Source organism: Paraburkholderia phenazinium, assembly GCF_900100735.1.
GTDB lineage: Bacteria > Pseudomonadota > Gammaproteobacteria > Burkholderiales > Burkholderiaceae > Paraburkholderia > Paraburkholderia phenazinia.
The window spans coordinates 435,078-460,077 of the sequence record NZ_FNCJ01000001.1 but is presented as its reverse complement, the minus strand read 5'-3'; the positions used below and the strand labels follow the sequence as shown (position 1 = coordinate 460,077).

The window sequence follows — 25,000 nt, the reverse complement described above, 5'->3', positions numbered from 1 at the left end:
CAATCAGGCGGCTATCGCTATAGCCTAGACGCCCAGCAGGTCGTGCAGCGCCGGCATCTTGCTTTCGAGTTCGCTGGCGCCGAAGTGCTCGACGATGCCGCCATGCTCCATCACGTAGAAGCGGTCGGCGAGCGGCGCGGCAAAGCGGAAATTCTGTTCGACCATCACGACCGTGTAGCCGCGCGCCTTGAGCGTCACGATCATGCGCGCGAGCGCCTGCACGATGACAGGTGCGAGGCCCTCGGAGATTTCGTCGAGCAACAACAGGTTCGCGCCGGTGCGCAGGATGCGGGCCACCGCCAGCATCTGCTGCTCCCCTCCCGAGAGCCGCGTGCCCTGGCTCATGCGGCGTTCCTGCAGGTTCGGGAACATCGCGTAGATTTCATCGAGCGACATCATGTGCGCGGTGTCGCCGACCGGCGGCGGCAGCAACAGGTTCTCTTCACATGAGAGGCTCGAAAAGATGCCGCGCTCTTCCGGGCAATAGCCAATGCCGCAATGCGCGATGCGATGGGTCGGCATGTCGATCGTCTCGCGCCCACCGACACGAATCGAACCGGTACGCCGGCCGGTGAGCCCCATGATCGCGCGCAGCGTAGTCGTGCGCCCGGCGCCATTGCGGCCCAGCAGCGTAACGACCTCACCGCGGTTCACGGTCAGGTCGACTCCATGCAATATGTGGGATTCGCCGTACCAAGCCTGCAGACCCGCGATCTCCAGTGCGGGCTCTGCGTTCGCGACCTCGCTCACTTCGACGTTCTCCCGCTCCGCAATCGTATTCATGCGTGCGCTCCGGCGAGCGTGACATCGGCACTGCCCATATAGGCTTGCATCACGAGCGGACTCTTCGATACTTCCGCGTAGGTGCCCTCGGCGAGCACCTCGCCGCGCTGCAGAACGGTGATCGTATCGGAGATGCCGGCAATCACGTTCATGTTGTGTTCGACCATCAGGATGGTGCGGCCGCTCGAGACCTTCTTGATCAGCGCGGTAACGCGATCGACGTCTTCGTGTCCCATGCCCTGGGTCGGCTCGTCGAGCAGCATCAGTTCCGGTTCCATCGCGAGCGTGGTGGCGATTTCGAGGGCACGCTTGCGGCCATACGACAACTCGACCGTTGGCACGTCGGCGAAATCGGTCAAACCGACCTGAGTCAGCAGATCCATGGCGCGGTCATCGAGTTGATGCAGCGAGCGCTCGCTCTTCCAGAAGTGAAATGCGGTGCCCAAGGCGCGCTGCAAACCGATGCGCACGTTCTGCAATGCCGTCAAATGTGGAAATACGGCAGAAATCTGAAACGAGCGAATGATGCCGCGCCGGGCGATTTCTGCCGGCCGTTCGCGCGTAATGTCGACACCGTTGTAGACGATCTGCCCGGAGGTGGGCACAAGAAATTTGGTCAACAGATTGAAGCAAGTGGTTTTACCGGCGCCGTTCGGGCCGATCAACGCATGAATCGAGCCACGGCGTACGCGCAGGTTGACGCCATTGACGGCGACAAAGCCCTTGAACTCCCTCGTTAGCCCGCGCGTTTCGAGAATCGTATCGCCGAGAATCATGTTCCCTTCCATGCGAGGTGAGGCGAAGCACTACGATCTTCCGCGCCAGAGGCTGCGCGACGTGTGATGGCGACGACACCCCCGTGTCGATCGTTGGCGTGCTGCACCAATGCGGACGGTAATCCATGGTGACCCACGCAGCATGGCGCCATTGTCGCGCCAATGATGCAGCGCATTCATTGGGATTTGCACTTAGTATGTGGAGCGCGCCGGCAAGCCGCGGCGCGCTCCGGGCTTGCCTGTCACGCAATGGACATCGACGCCGCCGAAGGGCTCGGCGACGCCTGCGCAACAAGGCGCGCGCGACGATCCTCGCGAATCATGTCGCTCGCGCGCTCGGCGATCATGAGCGTCGGCGAGTTGGTGTTGCCGGAGGTGATCGTGGGCATGACCGAAGCATCGACTACACGCAAACCCTCGACTCCGATTACACGCAGGCGCTGGTCGACGACGGCCGCGGGATCGTCCGCGGTACCCATGCGGCAGGTGCCGACCGGATGAAAGATGGTCGTACCCACCTTACTGGCAGCCTGCTGAAGCTCTTCCTCGGTTTGAAACTCGATACCCGGGAGAATTTCCTGCGGCCGATACGGGGCCAGTGCAGGCGCAGCAGCAATGCGCCGGGTGAGACGCAACGCATTGGCGGCGACATGCCGGTCGTAATCGGTGGACAGATAGTCAGGCGCGATCAGCGGCGGCGAATCGGCCTCGGGCGAGGTGATATGAATACTGCCGCGCGAGGTGGGACGTAGCTGGCACACCGACGCGGTGAACGCGTTGAAGCGATGCAGCGGCTCGCCGAAGCGATCGAGCGAGAGAGGCTGCACGTGATACTCGAGATCGGGCCGCGTGAGCGCGCGGTCATCGGGATCCGATTTCGCAAACGCACCGAGCTGGGACGGCGACATCGACATCGGTCCGCTTTGAAACAGCGCGTACTGCAGACCGATCATGAGCTTGCCCCACCAGTGTGCGGAAGCGGTATTGAGGGTGCGCACGCCATCGACCTTGTACGCCATGCGCAACTGCAGATGATCCTGGAGATTCTCACCGACGCCGGGCAGATCCTGAACGACATCGATACCGAGGTTTTGCAGCCGCACGCCGTTGCCGATCCCGGAGAGTTCGAGCAATTGCGGCGAGTTGACCGCGCCGGCGCTGAGGATGACTTCACAGCGGGCCTTGGCGAAATAATCGGTGTCATTGCCGCGATATTCGACACCGGTGCAGCGGCGCCCATCGAACACGACGCGCTGCGTGAGGGCGCCGGTGATGATGGTCAGATTGGGGCGTTTGAGCGCGGGGCGCAGAAAGGCCTTGGACGCGTTCCAACGGATGCCGCGTTTCTGGTTGACATCGAAGTAGCCGACACCGGCGTTGTCACCGCGATTGAAGTCATCGGTGGCGGGGATGCCAGTTTGTTGAGCGGCTTGCGAGAAGGTTTCGAGGATTTTCCATTTGAGGCGCTGCTTTTCGACGCGCCACGGGCCGCCGGCGCCGTGGGATTCGTTGGCTCCGCCGTAGTAGTCCTCGCTGCGTTTGAAGATGGGGAGGACGTTGGACCAGGACCATGCTGGGTCATTGGTGACGCGAGCCCATTCGTCGTAGTCTTCGCGCTGGCCGCGCATGTAGATCATGCCGTTGATTGAGGAGCTGCCGCCGAGGACTCTGCCGCGGGGATATGAGAGGGAGCGGCCGTTCAGGCCGGGTTCTTCCCGGGTTTTGTAGAGCCAGTCGGTGCGGGGGTTGCCTATGCAGTAGAGGTATCCTACCGGGATGTGGATCCAGTGGTAGTCGTCTTTGCCGCCGGCTTCTAGTAGAAGTACTGAGATTTCTGGGTCTTCGCTCAGGCGGTTTGCCAGGACACAGCCGGCTGTGCCGGCGCCCACTATGATGTAGTCGAACTCGCCTTCAAGCGTTCTCGTGCTCGCGCTGCGCGGGCCTGTGTTGCTGTGAGTACTCACCCTTTGTCTCCTTGTCGAGCCACCGTTCGTGGCATTCGGCTTTGGTCGGCTTCCGCCGTGTGTTCAAGCGGAAGGTGATTCCTTTTGCCTGCGCGGCGCTAGTCGGTGTTCCTGCGGTGTTGGCCTTTCCTTGCTTTCTTATCGGTCTATTAGCTTCGCCCCTGTGCGGGGCGGCACTTACTTTCTTTGCCGCCGCAAAGAAAGTAAGCAAAGAAAGCGGGCTTCACTCCGCTAGCTCTTAGTGAGCCATCTCGGTCTGCTAACGGGAACGGCCCAAGACAAGACCTCCTCTCGCACCACCCCCGTTAGTGACAAAGCACTCATCCGCTCCAGCATCGCGCTACGCGCCCCGCCGATCGGCATAACTCCTCGTCGATCCGCTCGCTTTGTAACTTTCCTGTTTAGTTATCCAAACTTAGTCCCGCTATCGCCACCAGCTAGACTTGGCATCCCAACACTTCGTCGCGCTGGCAAACCAGATAGATCTGGCACCCCACCATTCGCAGACCCATCCGCCGCGCATGCAGTGCGCTGGCGGGATGAATGAGCCCCGTGTCACTAACGTGGGCGGCGCGAGGGACGAACTCGTCTTCGGACCACTCCGCGTTCACACAAGTGATGGACACCTACAAGCTAGCGGTGTGAGCCCGCTTTCTTTGCTTACTTTCTTTGCGGCGGCAAAGAAAGTAAGTGCCGCCCCGCACAGGGGCGAAGCTAATAGACCGATAAGAATGCAAGGAAAGGCCAACGCGGTAGGAACACCAACCAAACGCCGCAGGCAAACCCAAAAAACCTACTTAGCCACAGGCATCGTAAACTCAGCCCCCTTAGCAATACTATCGGGCCACCGCTGCATGATGCTCTTATACCGAGTGTAAAACCTCACCCCTTCTTCGCCGTAGGCATGATGATCCCCAAACAACGACCTCTTCCACCCACCAAAAGAATGCCAGGCCATAGGCACAGGAATAGGAACATTAATGCCGACCATCCCAATCTGAATCTGCCGAGAAAACGCTCTGGCCACACCGCCGTCGGAAGTGAAACACGCCACCCCATTAGCAAACTCATTAGCATTAATGAGCTCAACCGCTGATGCAAAGTCAGGAACCCGAACCACACAGAGCACCGGCCCGAAAATCTCTTCCCGATAAACCTTCATCCCAGTCTGCACATCGTCGAACAGCGTGCCGCCAAGGAAAAACCCTTGCTCATGCCCATCCACCTGATGCCCACGGCCATCAACGACCAGCTTTGCACCCTCAGCGATACCGGCTTCGATATACCCCTCAACCTTCGCGCGATGCGCGCCAGTAACGAGTGGCCCCATCTCCGCGTCCGACTCCATCCCGTTGCGAATCTTCAGCGTCTTCACCCGCGGCGTGAGCCGTTCAACCAGCTCATCGGCAATATGCCCCACCGCGACAGCAACTGAAATCGCCATGCAACGCTCGCCGGCCGAGCCATACGCCGCGCCAATCAGCGCATCTACCGCCTGGTCCAGGTCCGCATCCGGCATCACCACCAGATGGTTCTTCGCCCCGCCTAGCGCCTGCACCCGCTTGCCGCGCTTCGTGCCTTCCGTATAGATGTACTCCGCAATCGGCGTCGAGCCGACAAACGACAACGCACTCACCTCCGGATGCGCCAGCAGTGCATCAACCGCCACCTTGTCGCCGTGCACGACGTTAAACACGCCATCCGGCAAACCCGCTTCCTTCAGTAGTTCGGCCAGACGAATCGACGCCGACGGATCGCGCTCCGACGGCTTCAGCACAAACGTGTTGCCGCATGCGATCGCTACCGGAAACATCCAGCACGGCACCATCATCGGGAAGTTGAACGGCGTAATCCCCGCCACCACGCCCAGCGGCTGACGCAGGTTCCAGTTGTCGATGCCGCCGCCAATCTGGTCCGTGAAGTCCGTCTTCAGGAGGTTCGGGATGCCGCAGGCAAACTCGACCACCTCGATGCCGCGCATCACCTCGCCTTTTGCGTCCGAAAACACCTTGCCGTGTTCGCGCGTGATCAACTCGGCCAGCTCGTCGTGGTGGCGGTCCAGCAATTCCTTGAACTTGAACAGCACCCGGGCGCGCTTGATCGGCGCCGTTTCGCTCCATGCCGGAAACGCCGCCTTGGCAGCCGCCACCGCCGCGCCGACCTCCGCCACGCTAGCCAGCGGTACGCGTGCGCTCACCGAGCCGAGCGCCGGATTGAACACGTCGCCGTAACGGTCGCTGGTACCGTCAATCGCCTGGCCGTTGATGAAATGGGTCAGCGCGCGGGCGCGCGTCTCGCTCCGATGTGTCTCGCTCATGTTTGTCTGCCTCGTCCGATGAATTAGCTCGCGTCAGTCACCTACTATCCTGCTGCCGTGCCTCGCGATGTTCGCAGCGTAATCGCCAACCCCCTTCTAAATCCAATGAGTAATGCTCAATTGCGCTATAAGGCGCGCTAATATCAGGGGATGGACCTAACCCTGCTGCGTGCGTTCGTCACCGTCGCCCATGAGGGCAACCTCACCCGGGCCGCGGTGCAACTGCATCTCACCCAACCGGCCGTCAGCCTGCAGATCAAGCATCTGCAGGAAACGCTCGGGCTCACGCTATTCACGCGCACCTCGCACGGGCTGTCCCTGACGCGCGATGGCCAGGCCTTGCTGCCGCATGCGGAACGCGCGCTCGGCGCCGCCGGCGACGTGCAGCGCGCCGCCGCTTCGCTGCGTCACGAGGTGCGCGGGCGGCTGCGCATCGGCACCATCCTCGATCCTGAATTCCTGCGCCTGGGTGGCTTTCTCAAGCAGCTCGTAGAAACCTGGCCGCATATCGAAACGGCCCTGCGGCATGGCATGTCCGGCTGGGTGCTGGAGCAGATCCGCGCCGGCGAGCTCGATGTCGGTTATTACATCGGCCAGCCGTCGGAAGACGATGCGCGTGATGGTGCTGCGTTTCATGCGGTCACGCTCACGCATTTTCAGTACCGCGTGCTCGCGCCCGCCGGCTGGAAAGATCGGGTGAAAGGCGCGCGCGACTGGCGTTCGCTTGCCGCACTGCCGTGGATCTGGACGCCGCCCGCCTCCGCGCATCACCGGCTGCTGTCGCGGCGTTTCGCCGATGCCGGGGTCAAACCGGTCAAGGTCGCCGAGGTCGATCAGGAGCCGTCGATGCTCGATCTGGTCAAATCGGGCGTCGGCCTCACCCTCGCGCGCGATGCCATTGCCATAGCCGAGGCACATGCTCACGCGCTGACGATCGTCGAAGGTGTCACGGTGCCGACCCAGTTGAGCTTCGTCACGCTGGCCGCCCGCCAGGATGATCCGGCGATCGCCGCCGCGCTCAAACTGATCGAGCAGCAATGGGCGATATGAGCCGCACTCATGACAGCCTCTTCCCCTGCGGCAGAGGATCGCAGACGCCGTAACACCATCGTCACGCGCTTTTTGCTAGATTCGGGGTTTGCGCGTGTGGTCTGCGCCCGCCTTTGCTTGAAGTTTCGTTCGAGTTTGTCCTTCCCGGCGCGCTTCGCCCCTGCCCCACCTGAAGCCGTCGACAATCCATCCTTCCACAGGAGCCTGACATGGCACGCAACATCGAAATCAAAGCCCGCGCCCAGCACTTCGATCAACTCCGCGAACGCGCCGCCGAACTTTCGCCCGAGGCTCCGCTGATTTTCCGCCAGCAGGACTTCTTCTACGACGTGCCGCGCGGACGGCTGAAACTGCGTCAGTTCGACGACGGCACACCGGCCGAACTGATCTTCTATCAGCGCGACGATCGTGACGGCCCGAAGGCCTCGTACTACACGCGCAGCCCGGTGACCAATCCGGAAGCCATGCACTCGCTGCTCGCCACCGCCCTGACCACGCGCGGCATCGTCACGAAGGAACGCCACGTGTTCACGACCGGACGCACGCGGATTCACCTCGACCGGGTAGACGGTCTGGGCGACTTTGTCGAACTGGAAGTGCTCCTCGCCCAGGACGACGACGAGGAAGGCGGGCACGCCGAAGCGCGTGAGATGTTCGCCAAGCTAGGCGTGCCGGAATCGGATCTGGTGGCGGTCGCTTATGTGGATCTGCTTAGTCCCGACAGCGAACCGCGCCAGGCGGCGTAAGCACGTTCATAGGCGCCGGTTCGGCGCCACAGCACAGCATCAATGCAGTAGAGCGGGATCGCCCAGCGCAGCGGTCCCGCCGCCTCAGCTAGCAGCCGCTCCCGGCGCCAGATGCCCCAACGGCAGCGGTCCATTGCGCTTGAATGTGGTCAGCACGATATTCGAGCGCACGCTATCCACACCGGGCACCCGCATCAGCTTCTTCATCACAAATGACGACAGCGCGTTCAGATCCGGCGCGACGATGCGCAGGAGATAATCCGCGTCGCCCACCACCGCGTGGCACTCCAGCACTTCGGGCAACACGTCGATCTGTTGCTGGAACTGCTCGACGATCGAATCGCCGTGATGCTTGAGCTTGAGACTCGTAAACGCCGTCACGCCAAGGCCTAGCTTCTCCGGCCGCAGCACGACACGATAGCCGTCCACCACGCCCGTCTGTTCCAGGCGCTGCAAGCGCCGGCCGATCTGCGACGGCGACAGCGGCACCTGCTCGCCGAGTTGCTGATGAGTCGCCCGGCCGAAGCGCTGCAAGACCTCCAGCAGCGCGAGATCGAAGTGATCAAGTTCAAGCATGATGAATCTCCGCATCAATCTAGTATTTGATGCACAATTATTGCATACATCGCGATATTTACGCTCTCTTTGCGCCCTTCCCGCAGTGAACCCGCTCTACACTGGTCACATTGAAACAGCGCCTTAAGAGAGCCGCATCATGTCCAGTACCAACACCGCCAAACTGCAGGAGCAATTCGACGCCGGCCTCGAGACCCGCGCCGACTTCACCATCGACCAGCCCTTGCATCGCTACGGCGCCGTCGACCACGCGGTGTGGAAGCAGCTCTACACGCGCCAGACCGCCTTGCTGAAGGGCCGGGTTTGCGACGCGTTTCTGGAGGGCGTCGAGCGTCTGAACCTGTCGGCTGAGCGCGTACCGTCGTTTGCCGCAATCAATGCCCAGCTTACGCCCGCCACCGGCTGGGAAATCGTCGCGGTGCCCGGGCTCGTGCCGGAGCAGGTGTTCTTCGAGCATCTGGCGAACCGTCGCTTTCCGGTGACATGGTGGATGCGCCGCCCCGATCAGCTCGACTACTTGCAGGAGCCGGACTGTTTCCACGACCTGTTCGGCCATGTGCCGCTGCTGATCAATCCGGTGTTCGCCGACTACATGCAAGCCTATGGCCGCGCGGCGTTAGCATCAGACAACCTGGGCGCCCTGCCGCTGCTCGCGCGGCTCTATTGGTACACGGTGGAATTCGGCCTGATCCGCGATGCGGCGAGCCCAGGCGGCGTGCAGATCTACGGCGCGGGAATCGTCTCGAGCAAGAGCGAGACGCTCTACAGCCTGGAGAGTGCCGCGCCGAACCGGCTCGGCTTTGACCTCGCACGCGTGATGCAAACGCGCTACCGGATCGACACGTTCCAGAAGACCTACTTCGTGCTCGACGATTTCACGCAACTGTTCGAGCTGGCGAGTACCGATCTCAATCCCTTGCTGGCCAAACTCGTCGATGCGCCGCCGTACCCGGCAGGCGCCGTGCTGGACTCCGATCGCGTGCTCAATCGCGGCAACCAGGAAGGCTGGCAGTTCGACGGGGATGTCTGAAAGCGGCGCGTGCCGATCCGTGAAAAAATAGCCAGATGGCTGCGCCGTGCGCACCGCGTCGACGCGGGCGCGCGGCCGGCCAACCGGACGCGCTTTAGCGCGTCACCAGACCAAGCGAGGCACCCTCATGATTCACAAACTCACTTCCGAAGAGCGTTCCACACAATTGGCCCAACTGCACGGTTGGGTGGCCGTGGCGGGCCGGGACGCAATCCAGCGGCATTTTAAGTTTACCGATTTTAACGAGGCGTTCGGCTTCATGACGCGGGTGGCAATCAAGGCCCAGGAAATGGACCATCACCCGGAATGGTTCAACGTCTACAACAAGGTGGAAATCACGCTCTCGACCCACGAGGCAAGCGGTCTGACGGAGCGCGATATCTTGCTGGCGCGTTTTATCGATCAGGTCGCCAAAGGGTCACAGCAGGGCTAACCATGAGAGGCACGAAGCCCAGCGTTTGCAGTAGCATGAAAGGACTTTGCAGGGGTTTTGGCGCGCAAACCTTCACTTCTACAGGCCATTCTTAAGGCGAACGTAAGAATTCCATGCTTCCTGGGCAGTCCCGTCCAAACCTTCCGGTGATAGCACGGCCTGACGCTGTACAATCATCAGCGCATACGGCTTGGAGAGCGCGCTTGCCTCCTTGCACAGAACGAGTTCGTCGCCGCTCGAAGGTGAGCGGGCGCGCCAGAAGTTGATCGCGGCTTCCAGTTCGTGGATCGTAATATCGGACATGACTTTCGTGATCGCTCCATGGCCGCGCAGGCACGGCGGCGGCGCCAGGCATCCTGTGCAGCAGGCGCCCCGGCGAACCGCGTGCCCGAACGCCTAAACCCATTGTACTTGAGCGAAACCCATGCGACTCCTTCTGATCGAAGATGACCGCCCCATCGCACGCGGCATCCAAAGCAGTCTCGAACAAGCCGGCTTCACGGTCGACATGGTCCACGACGGCATTTTTGCCGAACAGGCCCTGACGCAAAACCGGCACGAGCTCGTGATCCTCGATCTGGGTCTGCCCGGCATCGACGGCATGACGCTGCTCTCGCGTTTTCGTCAGAGCAACCGGCACACGCCGGTAATCGTGCTGACCGCGCGCGACGAATTGAACGACCGTGTCCAGGGCCTGAATTCCGGCGCCGACGACTACATGCTGAAGCCGTTCGAACCGGCTGAACTCGAAGCGCGCATCCGCGCCGTGATGCGCCGTAGCGGCCCGCATGGCGACATGCCGCGTCCGGAAGTGTCGCTCGGCGGCGTGCGCCTGTCGGGCGTCGATCGCCGCATCTTCAACGACGACAAGCCGCTCGAACTGTCGCCGCGCGAATTCGCGGTGCTCGAAATGCTGCTGCTGCGCCATGGCCGTGTGGTCAGCAAGGCCCAGTTGCAGGACCACCTGACGCACTTCGGCGGCGATCTCGGCGATACCGCGATCGAAGTCTATGTGCACCGCGTGCGTAAAAAGCTCGAAAACTGCCGTGTCGAAATCGTCACGGTGCGTGGCTTCGGCTACCTGTTGCAGGAAATCCGTCAGGCCGCATAATGGCCATGAAGGCTCGGGCCATGGTAACTGTAATAAACAGTAATGGCCCGATGACCTGACGGCGCTGGGCCGGTTATGCGCATTCATCCCATGGATGCGCGGTATGCCGGTGCCCAGCGGCTTTCGGCGGCGCCTCTGCCGCCCTGCCCCTTTTATCGCGTTCGACCATGCCCCACCCGGCCGCGACTAGCCTGCGTCGCACGCTGCTGCGCCGCCTCGCCGCTCCCCTTTCCCTGCTCGCACTGATGAGCGGCCTGATCGCCTACTGGCTCGCGTGGCAATACACGCAGCATGTGGTCGACCGGTCGCTGGCCGATCTCGCCACCGCCATCTCCAAACAGATCCAGATTGCCGGCCGGGACGCCTCGATTACCGTGCGTCCGCTCGCCCAGGCGATGTTCTCCGATCCGGTCGAACATCTGGTCTACCGCATCAGCGACGGCGAAAGCGAGATCGCCGGCGACCCGAAACTGCCGCTGCAAGGTCAGAGCGTACGCATCATGCACTACGCCTATGTGTTCGAGGCGCAGTACGAAGGCGTCACGATGCGGGTCGCGCAGGTGCGCGTCGACCAGCCGCAGGGCAATCCAATCGTCGTCGAGGTGGGTCAGCCGGTCCAGCACCGCGTCCAGATTGCTGCCGAGTTTCTGATTGCCATCATGATGCCGCTACTGTTGCTGCTGCTCGCCGGCTGGGTGATCGTGTGGCGGGTGGTGAACCAGCAGCTCAATCCTCTGACCGATCTGGCCGATTCGCTGAACCGGCAGACCCACACCTCGCTCGAACCGGTGGACGAAACCTACGTCCCGGTGGAAATCCGCCCGCTCACCGGCGCGTTGAACGCCCTGCTCGATCGCCTGAAAACCGCCCTCGACGCGCAGCGCAAGTTCATCGCCGATGCCGCGCATCAACTTCGCACGCCGCTGACCGCCGTCAAGCTGCACGCGGAACAGGCAGCTGTGGCTCGTGATCCGCAGCACACGCTGGCTGCCGTGCGCGAACTGCGCGCCGCAGCCGACCGCGCGGTGCGGCTGTCGAACCAGTTGCTGTCGCTGGCACGCGCCGAACCAGGCGAGCAGGCTGCGCGCTTCGTCAACGTCGATATGGCGGCGCTCGCTTTCGAAACCGGCGCCGAATGGGTGCCGCGCGCGCTTGCGGTGCACGTCGACCTGGGCTTCCAGCGGCTGGACGATCCCGCCAACGATCGTCCGCTGACCGCACGCGGCAACCCCGTTTTGCTGCATGAGGTGATCGCCAACCTGCTCGACAATGCGCTGAAGTATGTGCCGCCCTCGCGTTTCGACGGCGGTCGCATCACGGTCACCGTCTCGCAGAGCCGCGTCGACAATGTGGCGATGGCCGAGATCATCGTTGAAGATAACGGGCCGGGCGTGCCGCTGAACCAGCAAGCCGATCTCTTCAAGCGCTTTTTCCGCGGCGACGGCCAAAGCGAAAGCGGCGTCGATAGCGGCGCGGGTCTTGGCCTCGCCATCGTGCACGACATCATGGTGCTGCATCACGGCAGCGTGCATTACGAGGATGCGCCCGAGGGCGGCGCACGCTTTATTGTGCGGATCCCGTTGACCGCCAGCGATCCGCTGCGCGACGCCGACGGCCGGCGCGTGCCAAAAAAATCGGCGCACTCGGCGCCGATCGATCTGTAGTTCGGTTCTGCGAGAGTCGTTCCACAGCGGGATGACTCGAACTCGCGGCCGGGCTGCATGAGCGCAGCCCCCCGAGTCACTTCTTCTTTTTCTTGCCTTTCTTCTCGGCCTTTTCCGGCGGCGCCAGCATGGTGCCGCGGCACTTGCGCGCGCCGCAGCGGCATTCGTATTCCTTCTGCAGCTTCTTGGTCTGACGAGCGTCGATCACGAGGCCATAGTCGTAGAACAGTTCTTCGTCGGCCTCGATATCGCGCAAGGCGTGCACGTAGACATGCCCGTCGATCTCCTCGGCTTCGCAATTCGGCGCGCACGAATGATTGATCCAGCGGGCGCTATTGCCCTTCACCTTGCCGTCGATCACGCCGCCGCCGTCGAGCGCGAAGTAAAACGTGTGATTCGGCTCTTTCGGATTGTGTGGATGACGTCGCAAAGCTTCCTTCCACGAGATCCGCTCGCCCTTGTATTCGATCAGGCGCTCGCCGGCCGCAATCGGTTCGAGCGCAAACACGCCTTTGCCATGCACTCCCGAACGGCGCACGACGATCCTGCGTGAACTCATTGAATGAATCCTTGTGAAGAACTGGGGGTGAACATCTCGGTTCTCGTCAGCACCGGCTGCATGATGAAGGCCGGCTTTTCTGACGCGAATAGCAAACGCGGCGCCTTGCGGGCGCCGCGTCGAGTTGCAACGCACATGCGTCACATCCGGCATCGTACACGCTTGATATGGCTTCCTTCAACCGTCAAACAAGCATCAGCGTGTTCTGCCCGTGATGAACCTAACGCTGTCCGAACGAAATCTCGCCGAACAGCGCCTTTTGATCGCGCGGTTGCGAGCGCCAGTACTGCGGCGGCGCTTCGACGGTCGCGCCCAACTGCGCAGCGGCATGCCACGGCCAGCGCGGGTTGTAGAGCAGTCCCCGCGCCAATGCGATCAGGTCGGCATCGCCTTCTTCGATCAGTTGCTCGGCGTGGAACGGATCGGTAATGAGACCTACCGCGATGGTCGTAAGACCCGTGGCCTGCTTCACCGCGCGGGCGAACGGGACCTGGTAGCCCGGTTCGAGAGGGATCTTCTGCAACGGCGAGACACCGCCGGACGACACGTCGATCCAGTCGCAACCGCGCTTTTTCAGCTCATCGGCGAAAGCGATCGTATCGTCGAGGGTGCAGCCGCCTTCCACCCAGTCGGTTGCGGAGACGCGCACGCCGACCGGCTTGTCGGCCGGAAACGCCGCGCGCACGATCTCGAAGATCTCCAGCGGAAAGCGCATGCGGTTTTCACGCGAGCCACCGTATTCGTCCTAGCGCTGATTGGCGATCGGTGAGAGAAACTGATGCAGCAGGTAGCCGTGCGCTGCATGTACTTCGAGCGCATCGATACCCAGACGCGCCGCGCGTCGCGCCGACGCCGCGAACGCTTCGCGGATCCGGTTGAGCCCAGCGGTATCGAGCGCCAGTGGCGGTTCTTCACCGGCTTTGTGCGGCAAGGCCGACGGCGCATGCGGCAACCAGCCGCCCTCGGCGACCGGAATCAATTGACCGCCCTCCCACGGCGCATGGCTCGAGGCCTTGCGGCCGGCGTGCGAGAGCTGCATTGCCACTGGTATGGAGGAATGCTTGCGGATGGCGGCCAGCACCGGCACGAGTGCGGCTTCGGTGACGTCGTCCCACAGGCCGAGATCGCCCGGCGTGATGCGGCCATCGGGTTCCACGGCGGTAGCTTCGATGCACAGCAGGCCTGCGCCCGATAACGCCATGCTGCCCAGATGGATCATGTGCCATGCCGTGGCTTCGCCGCGCTCGGCGGAATACTGGCACATCGGCGACACGACAATGCGATTGGCAAGCGTCACGCTACGCAGCGTGAGCGGAGAAAAAAGCGCGCTCATGGATTACGCCCAAGGAAAGCCGGTGAGCGAACGAGCATAGCACCGGGCTCGATTCGCTGCAGGACAGGTGCCTGTGCAAGTCAGCCGCGGCGCGGCGCCCGGGTCAGCTAGACGACTCAGGTGCGCCCGTTGGCGGCGCCTGAACTGAACAAGACAATGAACTAGACAACTAGCGGGACAATGAGCGGGCTACTGAGCCTGGCACTGCGTACGGTTCAGGCCTTCTTCTCGACCTGATCGAGCCACTCACCGAACATGCGCCGCGCCGCCTCTTCCAGACCGGGGCCCAAACGGGCGGTGTCAGCACGCAGCTCGCGCACGTCGATGCCTTCGGCGGCGATCTCACCAGCGTTGCCGATCAGCCAGGGTTCGAAGCGGTCCGCGCGGATTTCCGGGTGACATTGCAGGGCCAGCACGTGTTGACCCCATGTGAAGGCCTGGTTTTCGCACGCAGGGGTGGAGGCCAGGTGCGTGGCGCCTGCCGGCAGGTCGAAGGTATCGCCGTGCCAATGCAGCATGGAAGTTTGCGCCCCGTCCAGATGCCGAAGCGGTGACAGGCGACCAGCGTCGCTTAGCGTGAGCGGAGTCCAACCGAGCTCGGTTTGTCCTGCCGGGTAGACCCGCGCGCCCAGCGCCCGGGCAATCAGCTGCGCGCCGAGGCAGATGCCGAGCGTCGGCAAACCGGCCGCGATGCGCTTCTCGATCATCGAAAGCAAGGGCACGAGCGTCGGGTAGCGCGCGTCGTCGGTGGCGCTGATTGGGCCGCCCAGCACCACCATCAGCGAAGGCGCCACGGGATTGGGCGCCTCGATGCGGGCAAAGCCGACATCCAGGTAGCGTACGGGCCGGCTGCGCTCGCCCAGCACCCGCTCGAGACTGCCCAGATCTTCGAAGTGGACATGGCGAATCGCCAGAACTTCGTGAACCATCTGCACAGCCCACCTTCAGTTTGACAAAAGGACACGCCGCAAAAACGGCGCAAGACCGGCCCGGCAAGCCGCATCGAGCGGCTGCCATGGCCGGCTTGGCAGTGTGGCAGACCCCGCTTTAAACCGCGTAGATCTTCCAGTTCTTCTTCTGGGTCGCGACGTCAGCGGTTTCGTGAACCGAGCAATCGAGACGCACGTCGGTGTCCGACATCTTGATGTCGAGCAACGCGCAATGATGCGGCGTCTTCTTCGGATTCTTGCTCGGCTCGAAATGCGAGCAGGTCAGACACATGCGATGCGGCGGAATGTCTTCCTGCTCTTCGAGCTGGCGCACCGTCTTCAGCAGCGTGCGATAGAACAACGCCTGCTCGTCCTCGCGCAGCGTACCGACTGCCTTGGCGAGGAAGTCCGGCCATTGCGCGGCGCGCTTGGCAGCCGTACGGCCACGGGCCGTCAGACGCACCGCGAGGGCGCGGCCGTCGTCGAGCGCACGGCGCTTTTCGACCAGCCCCTTGCTTTCCAGGGTGCTGACCGCGTCGCTCGTGGTCGCGGCGGTCAGCGCCGTTTCACGTGCGATTTCGCCCAGGCGCATCGGACCCTTGCGTTGCATCAGCAACACCAGAATCTCGCCTTGGGTGGGCGTCAGCCCTGCGCCTTCTGCCCACTCCCATGCCTGGCTCCGCATGGCCGTGCTCAGTCGCAATAGGCTGTGGGTAACTCGCCCGGTTGCCTGCTCTCCGTATACGCCTTCGCTCATAATCTTTCGTTGGTTATTGACAGCATGCCGCTGCGTAGCTGGCCGTCGGGCGCCAAACACGCCGGCAGCCTGTGTGGGGGCAGCCTCGTCCGGATCACGGACGGACCGAATCTACTATCTCGAAAATGTACCGCCTGGCACGCCAGACCTGGCGCACCCTACAACACTTTTTTGCCATCTCCGACCCTTGTGCCGTCCAAACTTCCGGCCGGCATCGCCAACGCGTCGGAGCTGCGAAAACGACATTCTATGCGAGAGCGGCGAATCGTACAGCTAACTTATTCACCGCGACCTGTGGATAACCACGGGAAAACGCCCGGGACAGGCTGTGCACCAATTCTTGACAAGCCTTTCGCACCCTCTCCATCCGCCAAAGTTGTCCGCAGCCTACGGTCCGGATCCGCCTCGGAACCGCATGGTTATCATTCACGCATCGCTTTGACTTTGCAGGGAATTATTCAGTTGTCCACAGCCGATTGCAATGCTTGTTAACTACTACTACGTTTGTATACGTAAACTTTGGAAACTTCTAAGGAAGGCTTATCTGGAATCAGGAGCACGAAAAAATTCCTCAAAAAAATCTGTTCTCCGGGCTCCGGGAGGGCATTTGAGCCCCCTTCGCTTGCCTCACTGAGCCTTACCTCGTCACGCGCGCCATTGCAAGCACTGCTGCCGAACCGCCTCGTGCAGCGACTTTTCATGTTCGAACACGGTACGCAGCCAGGTTGCATCGTTGACCTGACCACGTGCGATCGACGCCACTTCCGCCAGTGCCTTGCCTGAACCCAGCGCCTCGGCATGTGGCGCGATCCGTTCGAGCGTCTGCAGAATGTCTTCGGAAATCGTCTTGCGCTCGGCGCTTTGCGGATCGACGCAGGTGCCGGCCAGTCCGAAGCGGCAAGCTTCGAAACGGTTGAAGGTGTAGACGAGGTAATCGTCCTCTTTCGGCGTCAGCGGTTTATCGAGCAACAGATGCCGCGCGAGCGTCTGGATGTAGCAGGCAATCGCCGCGGCGCGGTCGACCGATAGCGGCGTGTCCATCACACGCACTTCGATGGTCCCGAAACCTGGCTTCGGGCGAATGTCCCAGTAAAAATCTTTCATGCTGTTCACGACACCCGTGTGAACCATCTTCGAAAAGTATTCTTCGAAGCTGTCCCACGTCAGCATGAACGGTGCCCGGCCCGACAGAGGAAACGCAAACACCGAATTCAGACGCGCGGAATGAAAGCCGGTATCGACGCCTTGCACGAACGGCGACGATGCCGACAGCGCGATGAAGTGCGGAATGAAGCGCGACATCGAATGCAGCAGGTACAGCGCGCTGTCCGAATCCGGACAGCCGATGTGTACGTGCTGGCCGAACACCGTGAACTGCTTGGCGAGGTAACCGTACAACTCGGAGAGGTACTGGAAGCGCGGCGTGTCGACAATCTGCCGGTCGCTCCATTGCTGAAACGCGTGCGTGCCGCCACCGCACAAGCCGACGTTCAGGTGATCGGCGGCGCTCACCAGCGTGTCGCGGATCGTGCGCAGATCGGCCAGCGCTTGCTCGTGCGACGTGCAGATGCCGGTGGAGAGTTCGATCATGCTTTCGGTGATCTCCGGCGTGATGTTGCCGGGAATCTTTTCATCCTTGATGAGCCGGAGCAGATCGGAGCCGGCTTTGGTCAGATCATAGTCATGGGTATTGACGATCTGCATCTCGAGTTCGATACCGAAGGTGAACGGTTTCGAATCGATGAAGCGTTCGAGTGACATGGCGTCCCCTGATTCAAGTCGGGGGGACAGGCGCGGCCTGCCCCCACCGTTTTCAATGTCGCAAATGCGTGCAGAAAAGCGTCGCGCGGAAAAGCGCCGCGCAGAATGGCGTGAGCAACGGCGAGCCGTTCACTCGCGCCGTTCGCCTACCAGCGCCAGGCACCGATAGACGAGCCACGGCCCGACGATCTGCAGCACGACGATTGAACACATCATGATCGCACGCAGACTCGGATCCAGATTCGGATAAAGACTGTAGGTATCGTCGACCAGCAAATACGCGAGCGCCGACATTGGCGAGAGCGAAAGACCGAGTGCTACGCCCTGCTTCCAGTTGAGGCCGCTCGGCTTGGCGAACGCGAGCACGCCAACCAGTTTGCCGACGAGTCGCGCAACGATCAGTCCCAGTGCAGCGACTCCACCGATGGCGATATCGCGCCACTCGAATGACGTCAGCGTAAGCACGAACAGAATCACAGTGAGCAACCAGCCTGCTGTGCCGAAGTGCTGCGGCCACAGTTGCGGCCGCGCCTCCATGTTCTTCACGATGATGCCCGCGGCGAGCAGGCTGAGAATCGTCGAGAGCTTGAACAGATGCGCAATCGCAATCGCCAGCAGCACAAGGCCGAACAGCGCAACGAACGAATGCTCGTCCTGCATGTTCATGCGCCGATAGAAAAAGATGCAGGTACGCGCCAGCGCAAACGCGAGAACCAGCGAGCCGATCAGCAGATACAGCGGTTGCAGGATGGTGGCGAATACGTTGCCGTAGGCTTCCTGATGCAACCAGCCCGACACGAGTTTCTCGATCACCACCGCGTACATGCTGTTGAGTGCGGTCAAGGTCATGAGCCGCTGCGTGACCTGGCCTTCTGCGCGCAACTCCGTTTTCAACTGGATCACCATCGCCGGCGAAGTGGCCATCGCGATAGCTGCGAGCACCAGCGCGACGATGAGCGGCACATGCAGAAACAGCAGGACCGGTAACACCAGCACGAACGTCAATGTCGATTCGGCGATGCTCGACAGAATCAGCCAGGGGTTGCGGCGGATCCAGCGCAAGTCGAGCCGGCCGCCGAGTTCGAACAGCAACAGGCCGAGCGCGACATCGAGCAGCGGCCGGGCGGCTTTGGCCGAATCCGCATCGATCACGCCAAAGCCGGCTGCGCCGGCGACCAGACCGATTACCGCATAACCGGAAATGCGTGGCAGCCGCCACGCGCGATAGCAAAGTTCGCCGCACAAACCGGCAGCGAGCAGCGCAAGGCCTGCCCAAAAAATGGCATCAGGTGAGAGCGGCCAGCCAGGAAAGAATGAAAACGCCGACTTCATCTTGGTGGGTTCTCCTTTGTCGACTGCAGTTAGCGCTTTAGCGCTTACTGCAGTCCCATGCAATGAAATTGCTGACAACACGAACCGGCAACAACACCAGCGAGCGCGCGGATGCGCGGTGCCTTCAGTGCGTCGTTCGTTTGGCGCCGACCAGCGTTGCGAGTTGTCAACGATCGGTCAAACGATCGGGTGAAATCTGAACGCGCCAGGCCTGCAAACCTGCAAGCGGTGAGTTCGGGGGTGCTGCCGCAGCATGACTCGCTGTAACAGCGGATCCCGGCATAGGTGAAAGAACGCCGTCGACTTGAATCAGAGTCTGATGGACCGGCACCGTTCCATTGGTGCGTCCGCCGTTTGACAGAAGGCAGGACGCGGAAAGAACGGCGATTGTGCCATAGCTTTTCCAGGTCGACTGAAAACGCTCGTTTAGGTACGCGAAGCGGTAAAAATGAATCTGTTTCGCCGAAGAACAAGAAAAAGCGACCGGTCGAAGCTCGATGAACCAGAGGTCTCAGTCGTGTTGCGTCGCTTGGAAACCTTCTGCCGATCTGGGGTTGTGCGTCCTCGATAAGCGTCCTGACGCGACGGCCTTTCTGTTTATTGGTTTACTCGTATGTATACGTAGTAGCAGTTAACAAGTCCGGTCCATTTCTGTGGATAACTCCAGTTTACCGAACCGAATCAGTGCCTTGCGGATCGCACAACCCGCTGCACTGTCTGTGCGGCAGCGATGGGGATAAGTGGGTAACTTTTTGCGTTTTCGATGCGCGTCGAAGTTACCCAGTTTACGTCCACATCCCGTCCACATGCGTTGCACCTGCAATCAGACGGGTTATCCACAGCAGGCCGTGGATAACTTTTCGCTGATGGGCGAATTCAGCGGGTCGTGCCTTGGCGCAAGGCGCGCAGCAGAAAGCGGGCAGGATCGAGATCTTCGGCGAGGTCGCGCTCGATCGGCCACGGCTCGCCCTCGATTTGCGAGGCAATCAGCTCGGCGCCGAGGCTGGCCCACACCAGACCACGCGAGCCATACGCGAAGGCGCCGTACAGACCGGACGAGCGTGGCAGATCGAGCGGCCAGGCGCCTCGCAGGCGTTCGCTGTCGTCGATCGCGGCGGCTTCGTCGGCCAGTGCGCCGATCATTGGCAGCCGGTCGCTGGTCACGCAGCGAAACGCGACCCGGCCGGCCAATGAAGCCGGGTCTTGGGCTTCGAGGACGCTGCCCAGGGTGGGCAACATCTGCGCGAGGCGCTGCAGATTTTCGCGGTTCCCGGCGGGTTGCACGGTGCGTTCGGGGTCGTCGATATCGTAGGTTGCGCCGGTGAGCGTCATGCCGTCGGCGAGCGGTACGGCGTAACCGTCGCCGATTACCGGCATGGCGAGCGGCGGCACCCTGCCGGCAGGGAGCAGTGTTAGTTGACCACGTACGCTGCGGGTCGGCGCGTACTGCAAGCCAGCGAGACGCGCGGCGTCGTGAGCATTGGCGAAGATGACCACCGGTGCCTGGGCCAGTGTTTGACCGTGCGCGTCGACCACGCGCCATTGATCGCCGATGCGTTCAACCCGCGCCGCTTCGACACCGAAACGCCGCTCGAGCTGCCCGCCGGCAACTGCGCATTGCGCAGCGCAGAGCGAGGCCGGATCGATCCAGCCGCCGTGTGGAAACAGCCAACCTCGCTGGCCGAGCGAGAGCTTCGCAATCCTCTCTGCTTCGGCGCGGCCAAGCGGCGTCACATACTCGGGCGGATACGCGAACGTAGCTAAAGCCGCAGCCATCATGCTGGCTTCTTCTTCATTCGCCGCTAGTTGGAGCAGTCCTTCAGCACCACGCGTGGGGCCGTGGCCTGCTTGCGCGAGCATTTCCCAGCGCTGTCGTGCATACAGAAAGCCGGCCCGCGTGATGCGGGAGGCGACGCTGTCGTCACGCGAGAGCATCGGATGAAACACGCCGGCCGGGTTACCGGAAGCATCGCGCGCCAGTGAGTCATGTCGTTCCAGCGACGTGATGCGCCAACCGCGCGCAGCGAGCCGCTCGATCACGGCACAGCCGGCTAGCCCCGCGCCGATCACTACCGCGTGCCGTTCGCTTACCGCGAGCGGAGCCGGCGGTTCGTGGCGGCGTACGCGCCAACGCGGCGCAAAGCGGCCCACCAGCATGGCGCGCTTCCAGCCGAAGCCCTCGACCTTGCGGTATTCGAAGCCGGATTGCGTGAGGGCGCGTTTGACTTCGCCGGCGCTTGTGTAAGTCGAGAAGGTCGCGGCGTCGCCGGCGAGCCGGGCGAGCGTTTTAAAAATCGCCGGTGTCCACAATTCGGGATTTTTCGCCGGAGCAAAGCCGTCCAGATAGAACGCGTCGGCACGCAGCCAGAGGCTGGGTAGCGTTTCTGTTGCGTCGCCGAAAATCAGCGTGAGCGTCACCCGCCCGCCTTCGAACTCGAGGCGGTGTGTGCCCGGCACGAGCATCGGCCATGCCTCTCCCAAGGTCTGGCCAAGTTCGATAATCGATGCGTCCGCAACCGTCGCGGCATAAGCGCTTAGCAGATCGGCCCTTGAAAACGGGTGCTTTTCTGTCGAAACAAAATGCAGCCGCTCGCACCGGGCCGGGTCGGCGCGCCAGGCGGCCCAGGTCATCAGGAAGTTGATGCCCATGCCGAAGCCCGTTTCCAGCACCGTGAAAAGGCGCCTGCCCTGCCACCGTTCGGGCAGCCCGTTGCCTTGCAGAAAGACGTATTGCGCCTGGGCAAGACCGCCCACGGCGCTGTGATAGATGTCGTCGTGACGCGGCGAGAACGGTGTGCCGTTGTCGCGAAATGCCAGGATGGCGGGGATCAGCGGGTCGGTCATGCGAGGCGAAAAACCTTCAGGCGAGCAGGTCGAGCGGTGCCGGACGAGAGCGCGCCGGCCATCGCGCAGCGGGCTATGGCGGGCCGCTAGACGCGTGGAACGTTGGCAAAAACCAACGCCAGACCCCTGTAAAGCCCCGCTTTGGCGGCCGTTTGGATTCCAGGAATAACAAAAATAGTCATTTCCTGCGCTAACCCGCCTGGCAACCGTGTAAATCTTCGAAACCCTTATCCTGATTGGGTTTGCGCTGCGCTATCATAGCAAGCGCCGCGAAGGGAAGCGGCAGCACGGCCGTTATGCAGGAACCTGCCAACGGGTTTGTCCGGAGCGCTCCGGAGCCGTAGCTGCTCGACGGCGCGGCCCGCGCACGTATAATCGGCGCGTTCGCGCTGTTCGTGTCAACCTAAACCAGAAAGGAACCTTAATGAACAAACAGGAACTGATCGACGCCGTCGCAGGTCAGACGGGCGCCAGCAAGGCTCAAACCGGCGAAACGCTGGACACGTTGCTCGAAGTCATCAAGAAGGCTGTGTCGAAGGGTGACGCGGTCCAGTTGATCGGTTTTGGTAGCTTCGGTTCGGGCAAGCGCGCAGCACGCACGGGCCGCAACCCGAAGACTGGCGAAACCATCAAGATCCCGGCCGCCAAGACCGTCAAGTTCACGGCTGGCAAGGCGTTCAAGGACGCGGTCAACAAGCGCTAAGCACATCACTGCTTGGTTGTTGACACCCGCCACAGGCGGGTTTTTTTTCGTCCGCGCATGGCGTATGCCGTGCGCGGACCTCGCGTTCAGCCGTGAAGGCTCACGGCCTGCGGTCAGTGGTGATGGTCGTGACCGTGATCATGATCGTGGTGGTGATGGACGATTTCACCGTCGCCGTGATCGTGGTCGTCTTCCGAGTCGAGGTTCCATGCCGGGAACGGGTCAGTGAATTGCTGCCAGCCTTGCGCGCCCAACGCGTATTCCTCGTCGTTCAACAGGCACGCATCGAACTTCGCGCGCCACACGGCCGGCTCGATGCCGACGCCGATCAGCACCAGTTCCTGACGGCGATCGCCAATGCTCGAGTCGTTCGCATCGCCGTACCAGTCGGCGGCGATTTCCGCGGCGAGCTCGTCGTCGCCGTCGGGCCACTCGCTGCGATCCTGCGCTGCCCACCACATCCCTGCCGGGCCATGACGGCACGCGCCGCCCGCTTGCGAGAGCGAACCGGCGATGTCGTTGCGGGTGGCCAGCCAGAAGAATCCCTTGCTGCGCAGCACGCCCTGCCACTCTTCGTGCAGCAGCGCCCACAGACGTTCCGGATGAAACGGCCGACGCGCGCGATAGACGAAATTGCCGATGCCGAACTCGTCCGCTTCGCCGCTGTGATCGTGTTCGTGATGCAGCGAGGCAAGCCAGCCCGGCGCGCTCGATGCCTCGTCGAAATCGAAGCGCTTCGTATCCAGTACTTCGTCGAGCGGCACGACGCCGAAGCGGCTCACCACCTGCACCGCCCGCGGATTGATACGCGCGAGAATCCGTTGCAGGCGCGTGAGGTCGTCTGCGCTGACGAGATCCGCTTTGTTCACGACGAGCACGTCGCAGAACTCGATCTGCTCGATCAGCAATTCGACCAGTGTGCGGTCGTCTTCTTCATTCGCCGCAATGCCGCGTTCGGCGAGCGCGTCGGCGCAACCGTAATCGCGCAGGAAGTTGAACGCATCCACCACCGTCACCATCGTGTCGAGCCGCGCGACATCGGAGAGCGAAGTGCCGTCATCGTCGACGAAAGTGAAGGTTTCGGCGATCGGCATCGGCTCCGCGATACCGGTCGACTCGATCAGGATGGCGTCGAAGCGCTGCTCGCCGGCGAGGCGCCGGATCTCGGTCAGCAGGTCGTCGCGCAAGGTGCAGCAGATGCAGCCATTGGTCATCTCGACCAGTTGTTCCTCGACATGCGAGAGCACGGCGGCATCGCGCACGAGGGTCGCATCGATATTCACCGCGGCCAGATCGTTGACGATCACGGCGACACGTAGGCCGGCGCGATTCGCGAGGATATGGTTCAGGAGCGTGGTCTTGCCGGCGCCCAAAAAACCGGAGAGCACGGTGACGGGCAGGGTCGGCTGGTTCATTGCGGTACGGAAACGGAGAGAATTAGGAGGCGTGCCGGGCGCCTAAGCGAGACGCATGAGCGAGACGCATGAGCGGCGGCAGCACGAACCCGCATTGTGCATCAAACCCGCACCGGTCGCCTGCGCTGTCTGCTCGCACCGGTCGCCCAGGTCCGCAGCGCTCACGCTCAGCGCGAGGCGCGCATCAGGTTCCACTTCTGCAGGATGGCCACGATCTGTTGCGCATACTTGTCGCGCAATGCTGGAGTTTCCGAATGATAAGCGCCGACCGCTTGCCAGGTGTTGCCGTACTTGTTCATCTGCTGACGCAGATGCCAGGCGGCAATATAGACGTTCTTGCACGGCTCCATCAGGGTGTTGGTGGAGATGCCGTACTGGGCGAGCGTGGGCAGATGAATCGAGTTGATCTGCATCAGACCGTAGTCGGTCGAGCCATTGGCGTTCTTATGCAGCGCCTCGGGGCGGTTGTGCGATTCCTGCCAGGCAATCGCTCGTAAGATCAATGGGTTGACCTTCTGATAGCGGGCCGCTTCATCGAAGCAATCGGCGTGTGCCGGCCCCGCTGCGAGCAGCGTACCGAGTACCGCGCCAACAGTGAGAAGGGCCAGTTTCATCGGTCAAGATGACTAAACAATTCACAAAAGTAAGATTGGGTAAGGCATCCTTCATGCGGTAGCATGCGCTCGCAACCGCCTGCAAACTCGCCAACACTGAGCCTGCGCCGGACATCGGGGAAAACCCGTGTAGGCAAGCAGCGTTCAGCAGGGTCATCGGCCCGTATGATACTGGCAGTTAGTCGAGCGTCAAGTTAGCTACCCGACATAAGCTCGCGAAAAACGAAGACGGCAAAGCGCATGAGCGGGTCTTACCAGAGCTTTCAAAACTTTGACAGTGTGCGTAGCTGATTAGAGTAATCG

Annotated in this window: 21 protein-coding genes and 1 pseudogene; 7 read left to right on the top strand and 15 right to left on the bottom strand. The window is 61.9% G+C overall.

Features of this window, described 5'->3' with window-relative positions; translation table 11 throughout:
- Positions 1-24: 24 nt before the first annotated feature.
- The 4 genes from BLQ92_RS02100 to BLQ92_RS02080 form a co-directional block, all read right to left on the bottom strand.
- Complete coding sequence (locus BLQ92_RS02100; RefSeq protein ID WP_090681144.1) at positions 25-783, bottom strand: ABC transporter ATP-binding protein; 759 nt, start codon at positions 781-783, stop codon at positions 25-27.
- Positions 780-1,559 (bottom strand): ABC transporter ATP-binding protein, encoded by a 780-nt coding sequence (locus tag BLQ92_RS02095; RefSeq protein ID WP_090681142.1) that lies wholly within the window; start codon positions 1,557-1,559, stop codon positions 780-782. The genes BLQ92_RS02100 and BLQ92_RS02095 overlap by 4 nt, the downstream gene beginning before the upstream one ends.
- Positions 1,560-1,801: 242 nt before the next feature.
- Positions 1,802-3,523 carry a GMC family oxidoreductase gene (locus BLQ92_RS02090; protein ID WP_090681139.1) on the bottom strand — a complete coding sequence of 574 codons (1,722 nt, stop codon included), beginning with the start codon at positions 3,521-3,523 and terminating at the stop codon, positions 1,802-1,804.
- 793 nt (positions 3,524-4,316) lie between these two features.
- Positions 4,317-5,840 (bottom strand): CoA-acylating methylmalonate-semialdehyde dehydrogenase, encoded by a 1,524-nt coding sequence (locus tag BLQ92_RS02080; RefSeq protein WP_090681135.1) that lies wholly within the window; start codon positions 5,838-5,840, stop codon positions 4,317-4,319.
- Between the two features lie 150 nt (positions 5,841-5,990).
- Between BLQ92_RS02080 and BLQ92_RS02075 the strand changes: the two genes are divergently transcribed.
- Positions 5,991-6,890: a LysR family transcriptional regulator gene (locus BLQ92_RS02075; RefSeq protein WP_090681133.1), complete on the top strand. Its 900-nt coding sequence runs from the start codon at positions 5,991-5,993 to the stop codon at positions 6,888-6,890.
- 209 nt (positions 6,891-7,099) lie between these two features.
- Positions 7,100-7,636, top strand: a complete 537-nt coding sequence (locus BLQ92_RS02070) for a class IV adenylate cyclase (protein ID WP_090681130.1) — start codon at positions 7,100-7,102, stop codon at positions 7,634-7,636.
- Positions 7,637-7,720: 84 nt separating this feature from the next.
- On the opposite strand, the gene BLQ92_RS02065 is transcribed toward BLQ92_RS02070, so the two are convergent.
- Positions 7,721-8,212 carry an Lrp/AsnC family transcriptional regulator gene (locus BLQ92_RS02065; RefSeq protein ID WP_090681128.1) on the bottom strand — a complete coding sequence of 164 codons (492 nt, stop codon included), beginning with the start codon at positions 8,210-8,212 and terminating at the stop codon, positions 7,721-7,723.
- Between the two features lie 139 nt (positions 8,213-8,351).
- Between BLQ92_RS02065 and phhA the strand changes: the two genes are divergently transcribed.
- Together phhA and BLQ92_RS02055 are read left to right on the top strand one after the other, a co-directional pair.
- Positions 8,352-9,242, top strand: a complete 891-nt coding sequence (gene phhA, locus BLQ92_RS02060) for a phenylalanine 4-monooxygenase (protein ID WP_090681125.1) — start codon at positions 8,352-8,354, stop codon at positions 9,240-9,242.
- A 46-nt stretch (positions 9,243-9,288) separates the two neighbouring features.
- A complete protein-coding gene (locus tag BLQ92_RS02055; RefSeq protein ID WP_090681123.1) occupies positions 9,289-9,675 on the top strand; it encodes a 4a-hydroxytetrahydrobiopterin dehydratase in 387 nt (128 codons plus the stop codon).
- Positions 9,676-9,753: 78 nt separating this feature from the next.
- Here BLQ92_RS02055 and BLQ92_RS02050 read toward each other — a convergent pair whose 3' ends face one another.
- Positions 9,754-9,978: a DUF3717 domain-containing protein gene (locus BLQ92_RS02050; RefSeq protein WP_090681120.1), complete on the bottom strand. Its 225-nt coding sequence runs from the start codon at positions 9,976-9,978 to the stop codon at positions 9,754-9,756.
- Between the two features lie 121 nt (positions 9,979-10,099).
- Here BLQ92_RS02050 and BLQ92_RS02045 point away from each other — a divergent pair, with 121 nt between their 5' ends.
- Together BLQ92_RS02045 and BLQ92_RS02040 are read left to right on the top strand one after the other, a co-directional pair.
- Positions 10,100-10,786 (top strand): response regulator transcription factor, encoded by a 687-nt coding sequence (locus BLQ92_RS02045; RefSeq protein WP_074262960.1) that lies wholly within the window; start codon positions 10,100-10,102, stop codon positions 10,784-10,786.
- 167 nt (positions 10,787-10,953) lie between these two features.
- Positions 10,954-12,450 (top strand): sensor histidine kinase, encoded by a 1,497-nt coding sequence (locus BLQ92_RS02040; RefSeq protein WP_090681117.1) that lies wholly within the window; start codon positions 10,954-10,956, stop codon positions 12,448-12,450.
- A gap of 76 nt (positions 12,451-12,526) precedes the next feature.
- On the opposite strand, the gene BLQ92_RS02035 is transcribed toward BLQ92_RS02040, so the two are convergent.
- The 7 genes and pseudogenes from BLQ92_RS02035 to mnmC form a co-directional block, all read right to left on the bottom strand.
- Positions 12,527-13,009: an SET domain-containing protein gene (locus BLQ92_RS02035; protein ID WP_090681114.1), complete on the bottom strand. Its 483-nt coding sequence runs from the start codon at positions 13,007-13,009 to the stop codon at positions 12,527-12,529.
- Between the two features lie 220 nt (positions 13,010-13,229).
- Positions 13,230-14,342, bottom strand: a pseudogene (locus BLQ92_RS02030) (NADH:flavin oxidoreductase/NADH oxidase).
- A gap of 215 nt (positions 14,343-14,557) precedes the next feature.
- On the bottom strand, positions 14,558-15,271 hold the full coding sequence (locus BLQ92_RS02025) for a glutamine amidotransferase (RefSeq protein WP_090681113.1): 714 nt from the start codon (positions 15,269-15,271) through the stop codon (positions 14,558-14,560).
- 118 nt (positions 15,272-15,389) lie between these two features.
- Positions 15,390-16,028 carry a MarR family winged helix-turn-helix transcriptional regulator gene (locus tag BLQ92_RS02020; protein ID WP_090681110.1) on the bottom strand — a complete coding sequence of 213 codons (639 nt, stop codon included), beginning with the start codon at positions 16,026-16,028 and terminating at the stop codon, positions 15,390-15,392.
- 645 nt (positions 16,029-16,673) lie between these two features.
- Positions 16,674-17,789: a YbdK family carboxylate-amine ligase gene (locus tag BLQ92_RS02015; RefSeq protein ID WP_090681108.1), complete on the bottom strand. Its 1,116-nt coding sequence runs from the start codon at positions 17,787-17,789 to the stop codon at positions 16,674-16,676.
- A gap of 129 nt (positions 17,790-17,918) precedes the next feature.
- A complete protein-coding gene (locus BLQ92_RS02010) occupies positions 17,919-19,121 on the bottom strand; it encodes a cation:proton antiporter (protein ID WP_090681105.1) in 1,203 nt (400 codons plus the stop codon).
- A gap of 876 nt (positions 19,122-19,997) precedes the next feature.
- The gene (gene mnmC / locus BLQ92_RS02005) at positions 19,998-21,965 is read right to left on the bottom strand and encodes a bifunctional tRNA (5-methylaminomethyl-2-thiouridine)(34)-methyltransferase MnmC2/FAD-dependent 5-carboxymethylaminomethyl-2-thiouridine(34) oxidoreductase MnmC1 (protein ID WP_090681104.1); all 1,968 of its coding nucleotides are present in this window, start codon (positions 21,963-21,965) and stop codon (positions 19,998-20,000) included.
- A 424-nt stretch (positions 21,966-22,389) separates the two neighbouring features.
- Between mnmC and BLQ92_RS02000 the strand changes: the two genes are divergently transcribed.
- Positions 22,390-22,668 (top strand): HU family DNA-binding protein, encoded by a 279-nt coding sequence (locus tag BLQ92_RS02000; protein WP_074262967.1) that lies wholly within the window; start codon positions 22,390-22,392, stop codon positions 22,666-22,668.
- Positions 22,669-22,781: 113 nt separating this feature from the next.
- On the opposite strand, the gene BLQ92_RS01995 is transcribed toward BLQ92_RS02000, so the two are convergent.
- Together BLQ92_RS01995 and BLQ92_RS01990 are read right to left on the bottom strand one after the other, a co-directional pair.
- Positions 22,782-24,083, bottom strand: coding sequence for a GTP-binding protein (locus BLQ92_RS01995; protein ID WP_090681102.1), 1,302 nt, complete (start codon positions 24,081-24,083; stop codon positions 22,782-22,784).
- 167 nt (positions 24,084-24,250) lie between these two features.
- On the bottom strand, positions 24,251-24,697 hold the full coding sequence (locus BLQ92_RS01990; protein WP_090681100.1) for a lytic transglycosylase domain-containing protein: 447 nt from the start codon (positions 24,695-24,697) through the stop codon (positions 24,251-24,253).
- Positions 24,698-25,000: the final 303 nt, after the last annotated feature.

Bases quoted from the DNA above. Each gene is read 5' to 3' on its own strand.
- BLQ92_RS02095 (WP_090681142.1), bottom strand. From the start codon at position 1,559: ATGATTCTCGGCGATACGATTCTCGAAACGCGCGGGCTAACGAGGGAG.
- BLQ92_RS02050 (WP_090681120.1), bottom strand. From the start codon at position 9,978: ATGTCCGATATTACGATCCACGAACTGGAAGCCGCGATCAACTTCTGG.
- BLQ92_RS01990 (WP_090681100.1), bottom strand. From the start codon at position 24,697: ATGAAACTGGCCCTTCTCACTGTTGGCGCGGTACTCGGTACGCTGCTC.
- phhA (WP_090681125.1), top strand. From the start codon at position 8,352: ATGTCCAGTACCAACACCGCCAAACTGCAGGAGCAATTCGACGCCGGC.
- BLQ92_RS02075 (WP_090681133.1), top strand. From the start codon at position 5,991: ATGGACCTAACCCTGCTGCGTGCGTTCGTCACCGTCGCCCATGAGGGC.
- mnmC (WP_090681104.1), bottom strand. From the start codon at position 21,965: ATGACCGACCCGCTGATCCCCGCCATCCTGGCATTTCGCGACAACGGC.
- BLQ92_RS02035 (WP_090681114.1), bottom strand. From the start codon at position 13,009: ATGAGTTCACGCAGGATCGTCGTGCGCCGTTCGGGAGTGCATGGCAAA.
- BLQ92_RS02080 (WP_090681135.1), bottom strand. From the start codon at position 5,840: ATGAGCGAGACACATCGGAGCGAGACGCGCGCCCGCGCGCTGACCCAT.
- BLQ92_RS02020 (WP_090681110.1), bottom strand. From the start codon at position 16,028: ATGAGCGAAGGCGTATACGGAGAGCAGGCAACCGGGCGAGTTACCCAC.
- BLQ92_RS02070 (WP_090681130.1), top strand. From the start codon at position 7,100: ATGGCACGCAACATCGAAATCAAAGCCCGCGCCCAGCACTTCGATCAA.
- BLQ92_RS02045 (WP_074262960.1), top strand. From the start codon at position 10,100: ATGCGACTCCTTCTGATCGAAGATGACCGCCCCATCGCACGCGGCATC.
- BLQ92_RS02015 (WP_090681108.1), bottom strand. From the start codon at position 17,789: ATGTCACTCGAACGCTTCATCGATTCGAAACCGTTCACCTTCGGTATC.
- BLQ92_RS02065 (WP_090681128.1), bottom strand. From the start codon at position 8,212: ATGCTTGAACTTGATCACTTCGATCTCGCGCTGCTGGAGGTCTTGCAG.
- BLQ92_RS02010 (WP_090681105.1), bottom strand. From the start codon at position 19,121: ATGAAGTCGGCGTTTTCATTCTTTCCTGGCTGGCCGCTCTCACCTGAT.
- BLQ92_RS01995 (WP_090681102.1), bottom strand. From the start codon at position 24,083: ATGAACCAGCCGACCCTGCCCGTCACCGTGCTCTCCGGTTTTTTGGGC.
- BLQ92_RS02040 (WP_090681117.1), top strand. From the start codon at position 10,954: ATGCCCCACCCGGCCGCGACTAGCCTGCGTCGCACGCTGCTGCGCCGC.
- BLQ92_RS02025 (WP_090681113.1), bottom strand. From the start codon at position 15,271: ATGGTTCACGAAGTTCTGGCGATTCGCCATGTCCACTTCGAAGATCTG.
- BLQ92_RS02000 (WP_074262967.1), top strand. From the start codon at position 22,390: ATGAACAAACAGGAACTGATCGACGCCGTCGCAGGTCAGACGGGCGCC.
- BLQ92_RS02100 (WP_090681144.1), bottom strand. From the start codon at position 783: ATGAATACGATTGCGGAGCGGGAGAACGTCGAAGTGAGCGAGGTCGCG.